17 protein-coding genes and 1 pseudogene are annotated in these 19,607 nt (G+C 63.7%); 8 read left to right on the forward strand and 10 right to left on the reverse strand.

From position 1 onward, the window contains the following. The coding region (locus tag IVB22_RS40400) for an OmpA family protein (protein ID WP_247522710.1) at window positions 1-1,627 on the forward strand (1,627 nt) is incomplete at its 5' end. Between the two features lie 179 nt (window positions 1,628-1,806). Here IVB22_RS40400 and IVB22_RS40405 read toward each other — a convergent pair. Next, complete coding sequence (locus IVB22_RS40405; protein WP_247522711.1) at window positions 1,807-2,763, reverse strand: homocysteine S-methyltransferase family protein; 957 nt, start codon at window positions 2,761-2,763, stop codon at window positions 1,807-1,809. Between the two features lie 228 nt (window positions 2,764-2,991). On the opposite strand from IVB22_RS40405, the gene IVB22_RS40410 reads away from it, so the two are divergent. After that, window positions 2,992-3,612, forward strand: coding sequence for a TetR/AcrR family transcriptional regulator (locus IVB22_RS40410; protein WP_247522826.1), 621 nt, complete (start codon window positions 2,992-2,994; stop codon window positions 3,610-3,612). Window positions 3,613-3,634: 22 nt separating this feature from the next. Here the strand turns inward: IVB22_RS40410 and IVB22_RS40415 are convergent, their stop codons facing one another. The 7 genes from IVB22_RS40415 to IVB22_RS40445 all read right to left on the reverse strand — a co-directional run bounded on the left by IVB22_RS40415 (window position 3,635) and on the right by IVB22_RS40445 (window position 11,645). Next, window positions 3,635-5,395, reverse strand: a complete 1,761-nt coding sequence (locus tag IVB22_RS40415; RefSeq protein WP_247522712.1) for an alkaline phosphatase — start codon at window positions 5,393-5,395, stop codon at window positions 3,635-3,637. A 136-nt stretch (window positions 5,396-5,531) separates the two neighbouring features. After that, on the reverse strand, window positions 5,532-6,878 hold the full coding sequence (argG, locus tag IVB22_RS40420) for an argininosuccinate synthase (protein ID WP_247522713.1): 1,347 nt from the start codon (window positions 6,876-6,878) through the stop codon (window positions 5,532-5,534). 122 nt (window positions 6,879-7,000) lie between these two features. Beyond that, window positions 7,001-7,756: a phosphatase PAP2 family protein gene (locus tag IVB22_RS40425; RefSeq protein WP_247522714.1), complete on the reverse strand. Its 756-nt coding sequence runs from the start codon at window positions 7,754-7,756 to the stop codon at window positions 7,001-7,003. A gap of 210 nt (window positions 7,757-7,966) precedes the next feature. Beyond that, on the reverse strand, window positions 7,967-8,458 hold the full coding sequence (locus IVB22_RS40430; RefSeq protein WP_247522715.1) for a hypothetical protein: 492 nt from the start codon (window positions 8,456-8,458) through the stop codon (window positions 7,967-7,969). 156 nt (window positions 8,459-8,614) lie between these two features. Further along, window positions 8,615-9,814 (reverse strand): 23S rRNA (adenine(2503)-C(2))-methyltransferase RlmN, encoded by a 1,200-nt coding sequence (gene rlmN / locus IVB22_RS40435; protein ID WP_247522716.1) that lies wholly within the window; start codon window positions 9,812-9,814, stop codon window positions 8,615-8,617. 172 nt (window positions 9,815-9,986) lie between these two features. Next, window positions 9,987-10,619, reverse strand: a complete 633-nt coding sequence (locus tag IVB22_RS40440; protein ID WP_247522717.1) for an invasion associated locus B family protein — start codon at window positions 10,617-10,619, stop codon at window positions 9,987-9,989. Between the two features lie 186 nt (window positions 10,620-10,805). Then, window positions 10,806-11,645 (reverse strand): SDR family oxidoreductase, encoded by an 840-nt coding sequence (locus tag IVB22_RS40445; protein WP_247522718.1) that lies wholly within the window; start codon window positions 11,643-11,645, stop codon window positions 10,806-10,808. Window positions 11,646-11,765: 120 nt separating this feature from the next. Between IVB22_RS40445 and IVB22_RS40450 the strand changes: the two genes are divergently transcribed. The 3 genes from IVB22_RS40450 to IVB22_RS40460 all read left to right on the forward strand — a co-directional run bounded on the left by IVB22_RS40450 (window position 11,766) and on the right by IVB22_RS40460 (window position 15,417). Continuing rightward, entirely contained in the window at window positions 11,766-12,740 is a 975-nt protein-coding gene (locus IVB22_RS40450; protein ID WP_247522719.1) for an NADPH:quinone oxidoreductase family protein, read from the forward strand. Window positions 12,741-13,092: 352 nt separating this feature from the next. Further along, window positions 13,093-14,205 (forward strand): hypothetical protein, encoded by a 1,113-nt coding sequence (locus IVB22_RS40455; RefSeq protein ID WP_247522720.1) that lies wholly within the window; start codon window positions 13,093-13,095, stop codon window positions 14,203-14,205. Window positions 14,206-14,238: 33 nt separating this feature from the next. After that, the gene (locus IVB22_RS40460) at window positions 14,239-15,417 is read left to right on the forward strand and encodes a TAXI family TRAP transporter solute-binding subunit (RefSeq protein ID WP_247522721.1); all 1,179 of its coding nucleotides are present in this window, start codon (window positions 14,239-14,241) and stop codon (window positions 15,415-15,417) included. Window positions 15,418-15,485: 68 nt separating this feature from the next. On the opposite strand, the gene IVB22_RS40465 is transcribed toward IVB22_RS40460, so the two are convergent. Further along, the gene (locus tag IVB22_RS40465; RefSeq protein WP_247522722.1) at window positions 15,486-15,872 is read right to left on the reverse strand and encodes a YkvA family protein; all 387 of its coding nucleotides are present in this window, start codon (window positions 15,870-15,872) and stop codon (window positions 15,486-15,488) included. Between the two features lie 99 nt (window positions 15,873-15,971). After that, the gene (locus IVB22_RS40470) at window positions 15,972-16,277 is read right to left on the reverse strand and encodes a 4a-hydroxytetrahydrobiopterin dehydratase (RefSeq protein ID WP_247522723.1); all 306 of its coding nucleotides are present in this window, start codon (window positions 16,275-16,277) and stop codon (window positions 15,972-15,974) included. A gap of 217 nt (window positions 16,278-16,494) precedes the next feature. Here IVB22_RS40470 and IVB22_RS40475 point away from each other — a divergent pair, with 217 nt between their 5' ends. The 3 genes and pseudogenes from IVB22_RS40475 (at window position 16,495) to IVB22_RS40485 (ending at window position 19,562) form a co-directional block, all read left to right on the forward strand. Further along, entirely contained in the window at window positions 16,495-17,916 is a 1,422-nt protein-coding gene (locus IVB22_RS40475; RefSeq protein WP_247522724.1) for a TAXI family TRAP transporter solute-binding subunit, read from the forward strand. Between the two features lie 131 nt (window positions 17,917-18,047). Beyond that, window positions 18,048-18,648: pseudogene (locus IVB22_RS40480) on the forward strand (PhoD-like phosphatase N-terminal domain-containing protein); the annotation flags it as partial. A gap of 107 nt (window positions 18,649-18,755) precedes the next feature. After that, window positions 18,756-19,562, forward strand: a complete 807-nt coding sequence (locus tag IVB22_RS40485; RefSeq protein WP_247522725.1) for an acyl-CoA thioesterase domain-containing protein — start codon at window positions 18,756-18,758, stop codon at window positions 19,560-19,562. The last annotated feature ends 45 nt before the right edge of the window (window positions 19,563-19,607 follow it).

Here is a 19,607-nt window from a genome sequence, read left to right on the forward strand (position 1 = left end):
GCCCCCTGCGGCTGCACCTTCGCGCCCAACGGCACCGCCGCCTCCTCCACCGGCAGCCGCGCCTGCGGCGCCGAAGCAACCCGCCGCACCGACTACGCCACCACCGCCGCCGCCTTCATCTCAGAAGGCGACGCCATCCCCTGTACCGCCCCCGCCGTCCGGCGCCAAGCAGCCGCCGGCGCCTGCCACCACACCGGCTCCGACAGCGCCGCCGACGGCCGCCCCTCCGCCTGGCGGAGGTACGACGACGGCGCCACCGCCGCGTCCCGGCGCACCGACGACGCCCCCGAGTGCGGGCGCCCCGACTACAACGCCGACTACACCGCCGGGACGACCCGGAGCACCGACGACGCCTCCGAGCGCGGGTGCCCCCACGACCGCGCCGACAACCGCACCACCGGGACGACCCGGAGCGCCGCCGGCTGCCGCGCCGAGCGCTGGCACTCCCGTCGCTCCCGGCGCAACGCCGCCGACGGCTGCTCCTACGGCTCCGGGAGGCGCGGCCACCACGGCGCCAACCGCCGTGCCGGGTGCGCCGAACGCCACGCCACCGGCCGGCCGGGCACAGAACGCGCCGCCGACCGTCGCGCCGGCTTTCCGCCAGGCACCTCAGGTGACCACCGCATTGCCGCCGCCGCCTCCGCCGCAAGAGGGACTGCGGGTAATCGCCCCGGGCGCGGCACCTTCGGGGCCGCGACGCCTCGACGACTTCCGCGGCCAGCGCCGCGAGTCGCAGCAGGGCGGTCGCACGATCATCACCGAGCCGGGCCGGATCATCATTCGCGATCCCGGCGGACAGCAATATGTCCGTCACAGCGAGGTGGACCGCTTCCGCTACGGCGCGCGTGACATCCAGACCCAGACCGTCGGTGGCGAGACCCGCACCGTCGTGATCAGGCCCGATGGAACGCAGGTGATCACCGTGACCGGCCGCGACGGTCAATTGATGCGCCGTATCCGGCGCGATCAGCGCGGCCGCGAGATCATCATCATCGACAACAGCTACCGCGGTCCGCGCGGGGGCGACGGCGGCTTCTTTGTCGCCCTCGCGCCGCCCGTGGTCCGCATTCCCTACAATCGCTATATTGTCGATTCCGAGGAAGCGTCGCCGGATCTGCTCTACGAGACCATGATGGCGCCGCCGGTGGAACGGATCGAACGGCGTTACTCGCTGGACGAAATCCGCTACAGTCCCACCGTACGTCAGCGGATGCCGAGCATCGACGTCAACACCATCAACTTCGAACTCGGATCGTGGGAAGTTCCGCCCGATCAGGCGGCGAAGCTGCAGGCGATCGCCGACGGCCTCAACCGGGCGATCCAGGAAAATCCGCGCGCGGTGTTCCTGATCGAGGGCCACACCGACGCGGTCGGAAACGACGTCGACAATCTGTCGCTGTCGGACCGTCGCGCCGAATCCGCGGCCACCTTGCTGACGCAGCAGTTCAACGTTCCGGCGGAGAACCTGACCTCGCAAGGCTATGGCGAGCAGTATCTGAAGGAGCAGATCGACGGGCCGAGCCCGATCAACCGGCGCGTCACCATCCGCAACATCACGCCGCTGCTCAACGGCGGACAGGCGTCGCTGCCGCCGCCCCCGCCCGGCACCGCGCCGCCGCGCCGATAAGACAGGTCATCGCAAATGAAAATGGCCGGGAGCAATCCCGGCTATTTTTCTATTGAGCCTCTATTTTGACGCGTTTTCTACCGCAGATAAGTCTACGCAATCTGCGCAAGCTTGATTGCTATGCGAACCGGTATCCACCCCGGATCAAGTGCGGGGCAGGCTTTCGCTCGAAAACGCTATCAGGCGCTAAGCGCCCGCGGCGGCACGCAAGCATCGCAAATGGCCGCGGCGTGCCGGTGATCGGTGCCGCAGCAGCCGCCGAGAATGCGCATTTTCGGGAACGCACCTCTGAGATTGAGGTAACGCCGCCCGAGGTCAGACGGATCTCCCGAATCCAAAGTTACGGATTCGTCGAGCTCGGCATGGCTCTTCGTCGAGGCGTTGGCTCTGACGCCATGGATACGCGCCGTCCAGGCTTCGCCCGCCTTCAAGGCATCTTCGAAATGCGTCGGATGGGCGCAGTTGATCAGGAAGTATTCGGGCGAACCATCCGTCTCGCGATCGACGGTCTCGATCGCCTCCCGCAACGTTTCACCCTTCACCAGGCGGCCGTTGGTCTCCACGGTAAACGAGATGGCTGCTGGTATCCCCAGCGACCTGGCTGCGCGTGCGACGCCGATGGCTTCGTTAATGCTGGTGAGCGTATAGGCGGTGACCATGTCGGCGCCGCCCTCGACGAAGGCGGCGATCTGCGCCCGATGGTAGGCCTCGGCTTCTGCAGCCTCCATGTTGCCCGCCTTGTAGCCGTCACCGCGCGGGCCGATGGCGCCGCTGATGACGCAGGACGCGCCTGGCCGTTCCCAGCCCGCTCGCAGTTCCTCCAGGAACGCAATCGAACGGACATTGATCGCCTTGAGAGCGGACGCGTCGTAACCGAGCTTGGCCCCCCAATCCGGATTGGCGCGCCAGGTCGGGCTGTCGAGCACAAAGCCTGTGCCATGATCGCGCGCGACCGCAAGATAGCTGGCGTAATACTGCTTCAACTGCTGCCGGCCTTCCGCGCTGTCGAGCAACACGAAGGCGGCGAAATGCGGCAGTTCGATTCCTTCTTGAAAGATCAACGTCGTTTCCATGCCGCCATCGGTAAGGAAAATGCCGCCGCGCCGTTGCGGAAGATCGTCTCGGTATTTGGCCATCTCAATATCTCCGGATTTGGTTGCCGTCGGTTAGGTCTCTCCCGCCCCGGCTTGGGTCCGTCGATGTTGGTGCCTCATAGTGTCGCGGCTTCCTAGGCGGCTCGCGGTGCGGGTGAACTCGAAGCTGCAAAATGATATGAATTCAAATGGTTTGCGGGCTGAGGCGCAAAACCGCCGCACCATCGGCAATGGAGAAACCGTACCGTGAGTACAGTTTTGGAGAAGCGGATGGGCAAGGGCGAAGCGACGCGCGAGCGAATTTTGGAGATCGCGGAAGCGGCCGTGCTTGCGAAGGGATTTGGCGCGACCTCGATCGACGAAGTGATCGCCGAGGCCGGGCTCACCAAAAGCGGCTTCTTCTACCACTTCAAGGACAAGAATGCGCTGGCCCATGAAATGCTCCGCCGATATGTCGCGACCAACGATCAGCTCTTCGACGACATCTTCGCGCGCGGTCACCAGCTATCCGACGACCCGCTGCAGGCTTTCCTCATTTCGCTGAAGCTGCTTGCCGAGACGATGGCCGACCTGCCGAACGGCCATCCCGGCTGCCTGATCGCCAGCATCTGCTATCAGGAGAGGCAGTTCGATCGCGAGGTACGCGAACTCACCGCGCGATCGGTACGAGATTGGAATGCGCGCTTCCGCAAGATCCTCGACGGCATCGCCGCGGTCTATCCGCCGAGGGAGCCGGTCGATCTCGACGATGTCGCCGACATGCTATCCTGCGTCGTCGACGGCGCCATCATCATGTCGAAGACGCTGAACGATCCGAGCCGTCTCGAACGGCAGATCCTGATCTTTCGAAGCTGCATCAAACTGATGTTTGCCGCGCCATCGCTCCCCTGACGCAAGCAACGCTTGCGCGAGACTATTGCCCCGCAACCGCGAGGCCGAGCGCGTCCGCCATGATGCGGAACACATCGGTATTGTCCATCGAGCCACGAATCCGCTCGCTGCCCGGCCCGGTCCCCGTCAGTATGACATCCTCTCCCGAATGCACGCTGGCGCCCATCATCGCCGGCAGATTGCCGAAGCGCAGCACCACGCCGGGGACATCCTTGTATTTGTCATTGGCCTTGAATGTGCCGGGGTCGTCACCCTTCACGGTCGGCTCGTTGGGGTTGTCGAGCTTCGGGCGGAAGGTTTCGTAATGGTCCGGAAGGCTGGCAGAAAAGATCGCGAGCCGGCGGCTGACATCCACGCGCGATGGATAGCCATCCGCATCGGGAGCCGGATAGTTGGGGAATCCAGCTTTTTCATACACGCCCACGCGCTCGCGCAGCGGCACGTTGGGCGTCGTAGTCATGTCGTCGCTGATGGTCCCGACAAGGCTGTTGGGATGATTATGGTCCGCGAGCACCAGGATCAGCGTATCGTCGCCGCGCGCCTGCGCCCATTTGCGCGCAAGGCCAACCGCATTGTCGAGCATGATGGTGTCGTAAACCGCGCGCTCCATGTCCAGCACATGCGCGTATTTGTCGATCAGGCCGGACTCTACCATCAGGAAAAAGCCGGCATCGTTCTTCGACAGGACGTTCAGCGCGGCCTGCACTTGCTCAGTCAAATCAGGCTGGTCGGGAAATTTCTTGACGCCGCCGCCCTTGAGAAACTTGCGGTCCAGCGCGCCGTCCATATTTCCCGTGGCGAACAGGCCAAGCAATTGGCGCGCGTCGGATTTGGCGTTCACCGCATCGAGTTCGGTCTTTGTCGTCGCAACCGAATAGCCGGCGTCGCGAAATCTGGCGACATAATCGATGTCGTCCTTGCGCTTGGACCCGGGGGCGGCTTGTGGAAGGAAATTCGCGGCTCCGCCGCCCATCAACACGTCGGGCTTGGCCGCAAAAAACTGCTCGACGATCTCGTCATAAGCTGCACGGCGTCGGGTATGCGCCACCATCGCGGCCGGCGTGGCGTCCTCGACTTCGGTGTTGGTGACAATGCCGATGCCCATCCCGTTCCGCCGCTTCGCCAGACTCGCAATGGTCTCCACCTTCGGATCATCGAACGGGCTTGCGGTGCGGTCGGCATAGACGCCCATGGCATTGACCGCGGTCTTGTGGCCGGTGGCGTAGGCGCTGGCGGCGTTCGCAGAATCGGTGATGATCGAATCCGAGCCTGCGGTCGCCACCAACGCCATATGCGGCATGTCGTCGATCGCAAGCTTGCCGAGGCTCTTGCCTTCTGCGATGCCTTTGGAGAGCAGACGGGCGGCCGTGCGGTGCGCCGGCGACAGCCCGTCGCCGATGAACAGGATGACGTTCTTCGCCTTGCGCGGCGGCGTATCGTAGACCGTCCAGGCGACGGTGCGGCTGCGCACGCCATCGCTGACTTCCACCGTGACGTTGCCCGGCTTGGTCAGGGTGACGCCGCGAAGCATCAGCGCGGACTGATCCTTGTCGTCTTCGCGCTCGACGAACGTTCCGGACTGGCCGAAGGCGGCGGCGTGGTCCTCGCCGTTGACCGTCACTTTCAGCTTCGATGGATCGACGCGATCCGGAAATTCGACTTTGAAGTCGAAGCGCGCACCGGCGAGAATCGCCGCGCGGTCGATCGGGTAGATGGTCTGCGCAACGGTCTGGTGCCCCGATAGCAGGACAATCAGGGTCGCGGCGGCGAAGGTCTTGATCATGAGCATGCACCGGGTCGGAGTAAGGCGCGCCCGCGCGGCAGCCATCGGCTCCGGAGGCAAGGCATGCGCCACTCTATATCCTACCGCTCCCGAATGACGTCCCCGTTACAATCCATGCCGGGTACGCCCGCGCGGTTCAGCCCTTGCCGCTCTTGTCGCTCTCAAGCTTGAAGATATCGGCGCCTTCCCTGCTCGAGAGCAAGCCCGTCTTTCCGTAAATATCCAGTTTGGCGCGGGTATCGGCGACGTCGAGGTTGCGCATGGTCAGCTGGCCGATACGGTCAGCCGGGGTGAATGCTGCATCCTCCACCTTCTCCATGCTCAGCCGCTCCGGCTGATAGGTCAGATTGGGGCTCTCGGTGTTCAGGATCGAATAGTCGTTGCCACGGCGCAGCTCGAGCGTCACCTCGCCGGTGACGGCGCGCGCCACCCAGCGCTGGGCGGTTTCGCGCAGCATCAGGGCCTGGGAATCGAACCACCGCCCCTGATAGAGCAATCGGCCAAGGCGCATGCCGCTGATCCGGTATTGCTCGATGGTATCCTCGTTGTGGATGCCGGTGACGAGGCGTTCATAGGCGATGTGCAGCAGCGCCATGCCGGGCGCTTCGTAGATGCCGCGACTCTTCGCCTCGATGATCCGGTTCTCGATCTGGTCGCTCATGCCAAGGCCATGCCGGCCGCCGATGGCGTTGGCCTCAAGGAACAGCGCGACCGGGTCAGTGAACGTCTGGCCGTTCAGCGCGACGGGCTGGCCCTCCTCGAAACGCACGGCGACCTTTTCGGCCTTGACGCTACAGTCGTCGCGCCAGAACGGCACGCCCATGATCGGATTGACGATCTTGATGCCGCTGTCGAGATGCTCGAGATCCTTGGCCTCGTGGGTTGCGCCGAGCAGATTGCTGTCGGTCGAGTAGGCCTTTTCCGCGCTCATCTTGTAGGCGAATCCATTGGCCGTCATGAACGCCGACATTTCCGCGCGGCCGCCCAGTTCGTCGATGAACAGTTGGTCGAGCCAGGGCTTGTAGATCCGCAAGCTCGGATTGGTCAGCAGGCCGTAGCGGTAGAACCGCTCGATATCGTTGCCCTTGTAGGTGGAGCCATCGCCCCAGATATTGACGCCGTCCTCCTGCATTGCCGCGACCAGCATGGTGCCGGTCACGGCGCGGCCGAGCGGCGTGGTGTTGAAGTAGGCGATCCCGCCGGTCGAGATGTGGAAGGCGCCGGACTGGATGGCGGCGATACCTTCGTGGACCAGTTGGGTGCGGCAATCCACCAGCCGGGCTTTTTCGCCGCCGAACTCCAGCGCTTTGCGCGGAATCTCGTCGTAGTCGGCCTCGTCAGGCTGACCGAGATTGGCGGTATAGGCAAAGACGCGCGCGCCCTTTTGCTGCATCCACAGCAGCGCCGCGCTGGTATCGAGACCACCCGAGAAAGCGATGCCGACTTTTTCCCCCTTGGGCAGGCTTTTCAGAATCGTACTCATCGAGCTTCCAATCGGTCGAAATGGCGGATGCCGTTTGCGGCTTGAGTGCGCGAATATCAAATTTCGCGCTGATGGGCACGCGTTTAATAGCTCCTGGCGTGTAGCTGTTGGCTGGGATCGGATTACCCCGCCTCGCGCCAGCGCTGCAGCAGCCGGTAGCCGGGCCAGCCCCAGCGCGCCAGCGCGGCCTCGATCTGCGCATCCGAACGCCTTGTCGATGGCCAGCGGTAAAGCCAGGCATAGGCCAGCCAGATCACGAAGAAGCTCACGAGGCCCGCGGCCGCAACGTCGGTGAAGAAATGCCCCCCGAACGCCATCCGCAGCACGGAGGTCGCGACCCCAAACAGGGTCGCCGCCGCATAGGCCAAAGGCCGCCACGTCGGCGGTGTCAGCGCCGCGGGTGCGTAGGCCCAGAACGCGGTGGCGCCCTCGCCGGAGAAGAACGAGCAGTTACGCCCGCACTCCCCGCGCGGGTCCCACCACGGCACGAACTGCCAGGGGCCGTTGAACTCCGTCACCATCACCGGCCGCGGCCGCCCCCAGTAGCTCTTGAAGGTGAGATTGGTCAGCACGACGGCGGAGAGCAGGATGGTGACCAGCAGAAACACCGCCGCGCGTCCCGGAACCAGCATCGGGCGGTCCGGCCGCAGCACTTTGGCGACGATGGCGATCAGCGACGGCAGCGCCAGCGCCCAGGCGATCCACATCGCGGCGTCGCGCGCGAATTCGGCGAGCTCGTTCTGCTTGAGCGGAAACGATGTGCTCGCGGAATCGTAGAACAACGCCGCCAGCTTGAGGTCGAGTTCGGGGAAAATCCCGAACAGCAGTCCGATGACGAGCGATATGCCCAACGCGATAACAAGTCCGGTCCGGTTCATGGCGCGGGGTTTAGCCGAGGCGGTTGGCGATGAAAAGGCTCACGCTTCCCTCTCCCCTTGTGGGAGAGGGTGGATCAATCGCGCTTTTGCGCGATTGTGACGGGTGAGAGGGGTCTGTCTCCGCGGATAGAGACCCCTCCTCCGCCTTCGCTTTCGCGAAGGCACCTTCTCCCACAAGGGGAGAAGGGAAGAAAAGGGTTACGCCTAGCGTCACGCCTGCGGCCGCGAGTGCGAGGGCAATGGCGGCGGTGGCCGCAGGGGAGGCCGCGGTTCGCGCCAGGCGCCGGCGGATCGGCCCGCGATCATCCAGTAGATCAGGCCGGCCACTATGCCCGCGCCGGTCATGATTTCGAGGTGGCGGCGCACGATGCCATCGAAACGCAGCGTCTCCGGATCAAACGGAATAAGGCCGAGATAGCAGGCCGCCCCGACGATCGCGCCGCCGATAGCGTAGGCGAGCACGCTGCGGATATAGAAGGCCTCGGTGATCAAAACCACGATCAGCGCCGGCAGCAGCGCAAAGCCGGACAGGAAGATGAAGCCGAAGCCGAGCACGACATTGATCGCGCTCTGGTCGATCGGCCCGCCGCCGAGATCGCTGAACTCAGGATACAGCACCGCGCCGACCACGATCATCCCCGCCACAAGGCAGGCGGCGAGGAAGGCGAAGAAAACGACGAAGAGGCGGCCGATCAGCGCCATGAAGCAATTCCGTCGTCGAAAATAAATAGCGCCGCCCTCTCCACCATCATGCCCGGGCTTGTCCCGGGCATCCACGTCTTCCTTTGTCGAGATTGAACAAAGACGTGGATGGCCGGGACAAGCCCGGCCATGACGAGTGTAGAGGCTCGCATCAGATCAATCCGTCATCGCCATCGCGCGCAGCGCCTGGCGCTCGCGCGCGGACAGTTTTTCGGTCTCCGACTTCAACTGGCCGCAGGCGGCGAGGATGTCGCGACCGCGCGGCGTGCGGACCGGCGAGGAGTAGCCGGCATTGAAGATATATTCGGAGAATTTTTCGATCTGCTCCCAGTCCGAGCACTCATACTTGGTGCCCGGCCACGGGTTGAACGGAATCAAATTGATCTTGGCCGGAATGCCCTTGAGCAGCTTCACCAGCAGTTTGGCGTCATCCATGGAATCATTGATGCCCTTGAGCATCACATATTCGAAGGTGATGCGCCGCGCGTTCGACGAGCCCGGATAATCGCGGCAGGCCTGCAGCAATTCGGCGATCGGATATTTGCGATTCAGCGGCACCAGCTCGTTGCGCAGCTCGTCGCGCACCGCATGCAGCGAGATCGCCAGCATGACGCCGATTTCGTCGCCGGTGCGAATGATGTTCGGCACCACGCCCGAGGTCGATAGCGTGATGCGCCGGCGGGAAATGCCGATGCCTTCGTTATCTGCAACAATCAGCAACGCATCGCGCACCGCGTCGAAATTATAGAGCGGCTCGCCCATGCCCATCATGACGACATTGGTGACGAGGCGGCTGCCGGTCGGCGTCTCGCGGTCGGCCCAGTCATTGAGGCGGTCGCGCGCCACCATGATCTGGCCGACGATTTCGCCCGCGGTGAGGTTGCGCACCAGCCGTTGCGTGCCGGTGTGGCAGAACGAGCAGTTCAGCGTGCAGCCGACCTGCGAGGAAACGCACAGGGTGCCGCGATCGGTTTCCGGAATGTAGACGCACTCGACCTCGTGCGCTTTCTGGAACGCATCCCCGCTCGGCAGGCGCAATAGCCATTTGCGGGTCCCGTCGTTGGAAACCTGCTCGGCCACCACTTCGGGGCGATCGACGGTAAAATGCTGCTCCAGCTGTGCACGCATTTCCTTCGAAATGCTGGTCATCTCGTCGAACGCCTTGGCGCCGCGGACATACATCCAGTGCCAGAGCTGCTGCGTGCGCATCTTGCGCTGCGCGGGCGCAACGCCGATCTCGCCCAGCCGGTCGGCGATCTCGGCGCGCGACAGGCCGATCAGCGAGGGTTTTGCCGGCGGCACGTAGGTTTCGAGCGGAACCTTCTCCAGCGGCGCCACGGAAGATGAAAGCGACATTAAAATTCACACGAGAGGTTGAAGCGGGTGCGTAGGGTGGGCAAAGCGTAGCGTGCCCACCACAAACGTTAATGGTGGGCACGGCGCTTGCGCGCCTTTGCCCACCCTACGAGGACACTCAAATAGGCCTTCCAAGGCCTCTAAACAACGTCATTCTGGGCTTAAAAGCAGCTTAACGCTTGCAGTCCTGCGCCAGCCGGTCGAGCGCCTGGGACAGCCCCTTCAGCGAGAAGACGTCCGTGGTCTCGGTGCCCTTGGCCGAAACGCCCCTGACGGTGACTTCGGCGGATTTGCGCATGGCGCTGACCATCTGCTCTTCCTCCGCGGCGTTCTTGATCCAGAGCCCGTCGCCCTGGGTATACATCGCAAAGGACGAACCGCCGACCTCGAGCGAGGATTCCGAGCCCGGCTTCAGCGCGTATCCGATCATGATCGAAACTTCGTTGACGACTTTTTCCGCCGGACGCGTCGAGACGAAAGCGTAGGCTGGGTCGCGCGGACGATTCGGCGGATTGGTTTTGGATGACGATGGCTTCGCCAACGCGAAGCAGACCTTCCGGCCGGCCGGCGTCGCCGTGTAGGCGCCCCAGGTGCCGTACTGACCGATCAAGGTGGGCTCCGCACCGCCAGCAGCAGCCGGTTCCGCAGGTTTGGCCCCAGGCTTTGCCGCGGGTGCAGGCGCCGGCTTGGGCGCTTCCTTCGCCGAGTCCTTGGCGCCTTTCGGAGCAGTGCTCTGTGCTTGCGCGAGGGATGTCGTCCCACACAACGCCGCAATCGCAACCAGAAATGTCAGTATTCGCAACACGGACAACTGGTTCCCTCATTATTGTGACTGGAAGATGGCCCGAGAGCGCATCGCGTCGCCGGGGATGGATAGCCGGGAAATGCTTTTTTGGGAAGGCAGTTACGACGTTGCTCACCGCCGTGGCGACGCTTCGTCCCAGGATCCTTTGACGGTCCCTTTGGCGAATCAAAAACGCGAGCCTTGGTTTCAGCCCCTGGGGCGCCGCTCGCGCTGCTTTTGCCACTGCGCGTCGGTCCATTGCAACAGATCCTCGGCGCCGGAACTGCGCAAATGGGCGCCGCCATCCTGCACCACCATCTCGCCATTGATATAACCGGCCTGATCCGAAATCAGAAAACTCGCCAGGTCAGCAAGCTCGCCATGTTCGCCGGCGCGGCCGAGCGGATTGCGTTGCGCCCAGCTTTCATCGCGGCCCTCAGGGCGGAGCTGCCCCGAAGCGCCTGGTGTCGGAAACGCGCCGGGCGCGATCGCGACCGTGCGCACACCCTTGGGTCCCCATTCCACCGCAAGGCTTTTGGTCATCGCGAGCACAGCGGATTTCGCCATCGCCGAAGGCACCGTGAAAGCGCGGCCGGTGATCGTCGAGGTCGAGAGGATGCTCAGCACCACGCCCCTATGCTTGCCGTCGATCCAGCGCCTGCCTGCGGCGAGCGTGCAATACATCGCGCCGTGCAGCGTCGGCGCCAGGATCGCGTCCGCCGCCCGCGACGACAGATGTTCGGTCTGCGCGATGAAGGTGGCGGCGGCATTATTGACCAGCACATCGATCGGCGCCTGGCGCCATATCTCTTCCATCATGGCATCGACCGCGGCGGCGTCGCGGATATCGCAGCCGATCACGCCCACCTTGCCGCCGAGTTCGCTCCGCATCTTTGCTGCCGTCGCCTCCAGCAATTCGAGCCGGCGGCCGCAAATGATCAGCTCCGCGCCGAGCTCGACGAAGCGGCGCCCCATCGCAGCCCCGAGCCCCGAACCGCCACCGGTGACCAGTATTCGCTTTTCCGCCAGCAAGCCCTTTTCAAACATCGTTTGAATCCCCCTCGATCACCATAAAGCCATGGCGCCTGAATCGGATTGTAGCCTGCCTTCAAATCCGGCAAGAAGCATCCAGCCTCTTCTTTCCGGTTTCGAAAATCAGGTGCGCCCATGAAAGCCATTCTCTGCTCGCAATATTGCCAACCCGACGACCTCGTGCTGGCCGACGTCCCCGATCCGGTGGCCGAACCGGGACAGGCCGTGATTGCGATCAAGGCCGCGGCGCTAAATTTCTTCGACATCCTGATGATCCAGGGCAAGTACCAGATCAAGCCGCCATTCCCGTTTTCGCCGGCCGCCGAGGTTGCCGGCGTGATCGAAAGCATCGGCGCAGGGGTCACCGACCTGAAGGTCGGCGACCGCGTGGTGGCGTCATGCGGTCATAACGGCGCGCGCGAAAAGATCGCGCTTCCTGCAAGTTCCATCGTGAAGATTCCCGACAATCTGGATTTCGATCGCGCCGCAGGCATCATCATCATCTACGGCACGGCGCTGCACGCGCTGGAAGATCGCGCCAGCCCGAAGCCCGGTGAGACGCTTGCGGTGCTGGGCGCTGCCGGCGGCACCGGACTTGCGGCCTGCGAGCTCGGCAAGCTGATGGGGTTGAAGGTGATCGCCTGCGCGTCGTCGGATGAGAAGCTCGAGTTTGCCAAGGCGCATGGCGCCGAGCTCACGCTGAACTACAGCAAGGAGGACCTGAAGGAGGGCTTGCGCCGGCTCACGGGAGGCAAGGGCGTCGACATCATCTTCGATCCGGTCGGCGGCACTTACGCCGAAGCCGCATTGCGCTCGATCGCCTGGGAAGGTCGTTTCCTGGTAATCGGCTTTGCCGCGGGCGACATTCCGAAGATGCCGCTCAACCTCGCGCTGCTCAAGGGCTGCGATATCCGCGGCGTGTTCTGGGGCGCGTGGACCAGGGTCAACCCGGAGAAGAACCGCGCCAACCTGGAAAAGCTCGTGAAGTGGACCGCGGAAGGCAAGATCTCCTCGCATGTCGATCGCACCTTTCCGCTGGCGCAAACCGCCGAAGCGCTGAAGGTGCTCGCCGGCCGCAAGGCGATGGGCAAGGTGATCCTGCATCCCTGAGTGGAGATGCCGGATCATCCGTTCAATTGTTGAATTGTCGCCCGCTTGAAGAAGTGCAAACGGCCGTGCGATGTGCGGGCCGCAGAGGTGTGTCGCTATGTGACGCATGCCTCCATGTCATGTCACCGAGATCGTTTCTCGGTAACAATGCGTGTTCCAAAACCCCCTTATGCCGCTTCTTTGCCTCAATCTTACCAAGATATCTCCCCATTCGCCCCGGCCGCCGTCGTTTTTTGAGCCCATTCCGTGTGCGACTTTAACCATCAGTTAAGGGGCTCCTGTACGTCAACAAGAGCAAGAAGTAGGTGCAGGGGACGCCCGTAGTTGCGTTCAGTAGTGGGGAGCATCATCCATGGCGGAGAATACCAGGCTGCCGACACAGCCGAGAGATCCGTTCGACAGGTTCGACGAAGCCATCAGCGATCCTCGGTTGTACGAAGCTGATCAATCTCGATACGAGCAGCTACGATATGAGCCGCAGCCGCAATATGAGCAGCCCCGGCATGAGCAGCCTCACTACGAGCAGCCCTTTGCGCTGTCGTTCGATCGGAGGGATGCGTCGTTTGAGCGGACGGATGTGCTGCCGGAGGAGCTGCCGCCGCATGAGCCGGTGCCGCTTTTCCTCTCCAACTACGAGGAGGAGCACCATCAGCAGCTTTCCGAATATGCTTTCGCGGGCGGCGATCGAAGGTTCGGCAGCGGCGGGCTGAAGAAAGCGCGCGCGGGTCGCATCGTAACCGGCGTCGTGGTGGTGTCGGCGATTGCGGCCGTTCTCGCACTGTTTTCCATCGACTCGACGCGTGCCGTCATCTTCAACGCCTCGCTTGGCGGCGGTGGCGGCGGTGGCAGCCCACCGGCTGCCGAGCTCGCCGCGGCGGTGCCGGAGCCTGCACAGCCGCCGCGCATTGCCGCGCCGCCGCTGGCCGCCGAACCGACCGGCGCGGAAGTTGCGGCCGCGCGCCGCACGCCGCCCAGCGCGCTGGCATCCGCATCGCCGTCGCGCGACGAAATTGCCGCCGCCTACCAGAGCGCGCTCAAGGGCAAGGTCGCGGTGCCTGAGCCGATGGCGCGCGAAGCGTCCCGCGAAGTCGTCGCTGCGATTAACCCGGCGGCGCCGGTTGTTGCGGCCGCACCGGCGGTTCGTGAGCCCGTTCCGGTGACGCGTGAGGCGGTTCCGGCAAGACGCATCGATCCGGACGAGCTTGCGGTGCTGCTGAAGCGGGCGAAGAACCTGCTCGCGATCGGCGACATCACCTCCGCCCGACTGCTGCTCGAACGGGCCGCGGACGCGCAGGAGGCGGAAGCGGCGCTGATGCTGGCGGGAACGTATGATCCGCAGGTGCTGGGCAGCCAGGATTTGCGGAGCGTTACGGCCGATCCGGCGGCGGCGCGGGTTTGGTACCAGAAGGCGGCCCAGCTCGGTTCGGCCGACGCGAAACGGCGGCTCGGCCAATTGCAGAACTAGTTAATTACTCAAGACCAGCGCAAAAGGAACCCAATGCGACACTTACTGGGAATGGCATTGCTTGCCATGACAGTGGCATGCGGCAATACGGCGGCCAAGGCCGCTGACACGGAATACGATCCGGCCAAGGTCAGCGAAAGCCTGAAGGCCATTTTTCAGTTCGGCTCAGTCGCGACCAAGCAGGCGCTGAACGCAAACACAGTCACACTGATCTCGGGAACGATCGGCGGCACCTACGTGCAGTTCGGTGCCGACCTCGCATCCGTGCTCGACGACGGAAACAAGTTACGCGTACTTCCGATCGTCGGGCGCGGTTCTGTCCAGAGCGTGGCCGACATCCTGTTCCTGCAGGGCGTCGACCTCGGCATCGTGCGCGCAGACACGCTCGACTATCTCGAGAAGAAGGGCTTCGCGAAGGACATCAAGAAGCAGTTCACCTATGTGACCAAGCTTTACAATGAGGAGATGTACGTCCTCGCCTCGAAATCGGTCACCAACATCAGCCAGCTCAACGGCAAGAAGGTCAGTGTCGATCTTCCCAATGGCGGCACCTTCGTCACCGCGGCGATCGTGTTCGAGCGGCTCGGCATCAAGCCCAACTTCCTCTATCTCGAGCAGCGTATCGCGATGGAGAAGATGCGGGCCGGCGAGATCGACGCCGTGATTGCCGTCGGCGGCAAACCGTACAAGTCCGTCGCAGGGTTCAAGGACGACCGCTTCCATCTGGTTCCGGTCGACTATTCGAAGCCGCTGCAGACCGACTATCTGCCGGCGACCCTTACGTCGAAGGATTATCCCAATCTGATCGCGGAAGGGGGCAAGGTCGATACCATCGCCGTGCCTGCGGTGCTCGCCGCCTACAATTGGGCGCCCAACACCGACCGCTATCGCAAGCTGGCCCAATTCGTGGACGCCTTCTTCACGAAGTTTCCGACGTTCCAGAACCCGCCGTTCCACCCGAAGTGGAAGGAGGTCTCGCTGTCGGCGCCGTTGCCCGATTGGCAGCGACTGCCGGTCGCCGAGCAATGGCTTAAGAGAAACAACGTCGAGGCCGTGTCGCGCGCAAGGTTCGATGAATTCCTGAAACAGAGCCCGGCGACCGCGGCAAACGTCAAGAATGACGCGGACAAGGAGACCCTGTTCAAGCAATTCCAGGCCTGGGAAGCCGAGCGAAGCGCCAGAGCGCAGGCTCAGTCGCCGGCACAACGCTAGAGAAAACGCGTCGAATCAAAAATCCAGAGCCCCGTTCCGATTCACATCGGAGCGGGGCTCTTCGCTATTCAATCCGTCGCTTCAGCGGTGTCGATCCCGCGCTTCAGCGCGGCGCAGGCGGCATCGCGATGCTCCTGCGTGATGTGGCCCGCGACCATGCGGATGGCGGTGGCCAGGACGGCAGCGTCGTCGGTAAAGCCGAGCAACGGCAGCATGTCCGGCATGAAATCGAACGGCAGGATGAAATAGGCGACGGCGCCGAGCAGCGCCGCCTGCACGTGACGCGGCGTCTCCTTGTCGAACGCACAGTAATAGGCGGCGAGCAGGTCTTCGGCGAAGGGAAGCTGCGCGACCGCCTGCTTGAACTTGACCCAGAAGCGCCGACGCACGCTTTCACGGTCCTGCGCCAGCCGGTCGGCCGGTTCGAAACCTGCGGTGTGATCGAACGATGCCATCGCGGCGCTCCTCGGAACCCGGCGCGGCAGATCGCCGCGGCCGCCTCGTATGATTCAAGAATTGGGGATGTCCGCCCCGCCCCGCAAGATCGTGGGTGCTCAGGTGACGCCCAATTGCCTGGCGATCGCATTCATCGCCTTGGCCAGATCGATGTCGAGCCGGGTGACGCCGCCGGCGTCGTGGGTCGCCAGCACCACTTCCACCGTCTTGTAGACGTTCTTCCATTCCGGATGATGGTCGTTCTTTTCCGCCACCAGGGCGGCGCGGGACATGAACCCGAAGGCTTCGTTGAAATCCCTGAAGGTGAAGGTCCGGCCGATCGCCTCGCGGCCCGGCACCTCGGACCAGCCGGGAAGTTCCGCCAGCGCCGATTTCCGCGCCTCCGCCGACAGCCGTTCCGCCATGATCGCCTCCCGTTTCTGACCGCCTCTACCTAACACCGAAGCCCGCATCAGGGATCCCCTGCCCGGAATAGACCGCAACCGGCCTCCAATGGCGCCCTGGGGGCGCCGGTAACCATGACGGATATGTAACAATGGTTAAACGGGGAAATTTGCTAGGATAGCGATGTAAGCGTGCCGGCGGCATGAAATTGCACCTCCAGCTACTATCCGGGGATTGATGAGCGACGGCCCCCTCCTTTCGGAAACGCCGGCCCTGCCCTCGCCTCGCTCAGCGAAACGACGGCTGACCTTCGTCACGCTGGCCGGCGTGCTGGCCATCGTCGGCGCGCTGGCCGCCGGCTATTACTTTGCCATGCGGCCAGTGACCCTGCGGATCGCCGTCGGCCCGGCCAACAGCGACGATCTCAAAGTCGTTCAGAACCTGACACAGGCCTTCAACAACCAGCGAAACAGCGTGGTCCGGTTACGCCCGGTGCAGACCGATGGCGCGCTGGCGAGCGCCAATCTGCTCGGAGAAGGCAAGGCCGATCTCGCCATCATCAGGGGCGACCTCGATGTGCCGAAGAATGCGCAGGCCGTGGCGACGCTGCGCAAGAACGTCGTGGTGCTGTGGGTGCCGCCTGCCGCCAAGACCAAGGGAAAGAAGGCCGCGCCCGCCATCACGAAAATCGGCCAGCTCGCTGGGCGCCGCATCGGCGTGGTCGGCCGCACACAGGCCAACGCCAATCTGCTCAAGGTGATTCTGCGGCAGTACGGCGTCGATCCGGCAAAGGTCGAGATCGTCCAGTTCCCCGCCAACGAGGCTGCCGAGGCCATTCGTAACCAGAAGGCGGACGCCTACCTCGCCGCCGGCCCGGTCAACAGCAAGATCACGGCTGACGCGATCACAGCCTCCGCGCGCGACGGCGGCACACCGAAATTCCTCGCGATCGATTCGGCTGAGGCGATTGCGCAGAACCATCCCGCCTACGAGGCCTCCGATATCCCGGCCGGAACATTTGGCGGCGCGCCGGGCCGGCCCGAGGAAGAGGTCAAGACGATCAGCTTCTCGCACCACATTGTGGCGCGCAGGGGTATTGCGGAATCGACCATCGCGATCTTTACGCGGCAGTTGTTTGCGATCCGCCAGGCGCTGAAGAACGAATTTCCACTAGCCGCCAAGATAGAGACGCCCGATACCGACAAGGACGCCACGATCCCCGTTCATCCCGGCGCCGCCGCCTTTGTCGACGGCGAGGAAAAAACCTTCCTCGACCGCTACAGCGATTACATCTGGTGGGCCTTGATGGCGCTGTCGGCGATGGGCTCCGCCGGCGCCTGGTTCGCCGGCTATCTCAAGAAGGATGAGCGCAACGTCAACACCTCGCAGCGCGACCGGCTCCTCGATATGCTCGCCGCCGCGCGCCAATGCGATTCCATGGAAGAGCTCGACCAGATGCAGTCGGAAGCGGACGCTATTCTGCGCCACACGCTGCTATGCTACGAGCACGGGACGATCGAGGAAGGCACGTTGACCGCCTTCAACATCGCGATCGAGCAGTTCCACAACGCGGTGGCCGATCGCAAGGCGCTCCTGATGAGCATGCCGCAAAACCTGCAACGGGCGAGCGCCCAATTCCGCGCGGCCGGCAACGCCTGATCGGCACCTCCGGTAATCGAACCGTCATCAATTCTTTCTAGGTCTGCCGGTGCTATCATCTGCACCCGCGCGCCAGATCCGGACAGAGGCTCGCATATGACGTTCAGGATTGCTCGCAGAGTCTCCGCGCAATTTCCCGGCGTCGTTTCCTCGCGGGCACTGGCGCCGTCGGCGTCACGGCAATGCCTTATCTCAGCCGCGCCGCCGACCGCCGATCGTGACGTCTGCTGTGCAATCCGGCGATGTCGGCGCTGACGGCGGCGTGGTGTGGGCGCGCGCCGACCGTCCATCGCAAATGCTAGTCGAGGTCGCCACGTCGGAATCCTTTGCCAATGCGAGGACGCTGCCGCCGATCGCGGCGCTGCCCGAAAGCGACTTCGCCGCGAAAATGCTGCTGGAGAACCTGCCTGCCGGGCAGGAGATCTTCTACCGCGTCCGGTTTCGCGACCTCGCGCATATCGTCAACACGGTGTGGCTGACGGCGGATGTGCACTATGCGGCCGCGCACTACTACAATCCCGACAGGGCGCAATTTGGGGAGCTCGACCCATTTTGGGAGTTCGTCGCCGGGCCGCTGCACGCACGTTCGGTCCGAACGAACTCGACAACACCTTCGGTCCCGAAGTGAAGTTCATCAAGGCGCCAGGGCCAGGCAACCAGAACCTGCCGCCATCCGCCGGCATGCAGTTCTTCGGCCACGTCAGGATCGACGGCGCCAGCGGACAGATATCTCGGATGAACTGATATGCCGGGGGCGCACTGGACCGTCCGCCCCAGTGCGCAATTGCGCACAAGGCGGACGATGACAGGCAGAGCAAAATCCGCCATGGTCGCCCGCCATGACAAAAAATCAGCCTTTCTTCACGCATCATCGCGACAGCGACACCTTCATGCCCACGCCCGTCTCCAATGGTCCGTGGGACCCCAATTCCCTGCACGGCCGCGTCGTTGTCGGCCTGCTCGCGCATGTGATCGAGCAGCGCCACGGCTCCGAGGATTTCGTACCGGCGCGGCTCACCGTCGACATGTTCCGCCTGCCGAACACCACGACGCCGATCGAGGTCACGACAAAGCTCGTGCGCGAGGGCCTGCGCATCAAGGTGGCGGAAGCCGAGTTCATCAGTGGCGGCACCCGCATGGCGCGCGCCTCCTGCCAGTTATTGCGCAAGACGGAAAACGCGCCGGGCAACGTCTGGTCGCCGCCGAACTGGGAAGTGCCGAAGCCGGCGGACATTCCAAAGCCCACCGATCCCCGGCTCGGCATGAACGGCAAATGGACCACGCGGCCAATCACGGGTCACATGGGTTCGCTCGGGCCGCGGCGATTGTGGATGAGCGAGGTGCGCGAACTCGTCGAGGGCGTGCCGATGTCGCCCTTCGTGCATGTCGCGACAGGTGCGGATTTCGCCAGTCCCTTCGCCAATGCGGGCGATCAGGGGCTCGGCTACATCAACAGCGACGTCACGCTCTATCTGCACCGGCTTCCGGTCACGCCATGGGTCGGCTTCGACGTGGTCAACCATCACGCCACCGACGGCATCGCGATCGGCGAATGCTGGCTCTATGACGAGCAGGGACCGATCGGAACGTCGACGGTCGCGGCGCTCGCGCAGCGCAAGCCGATGACCAACGTGCCGCCGCCGTAGGCGCATCCGTCATTGCGAGGAGCGAAGCGACGAAGCAATCCATCT

The sequence above is a fragment of the Bradyrhizobium sp. 190 genome (assembly GCF_023073415.1).
Taxonomy (GTDB): domain Bacteria; phylum Pseudomonadota; class Alphaproteobacteria; order Rhizobiales; family Xanthobacteraceae; genus Bradyrhizobium.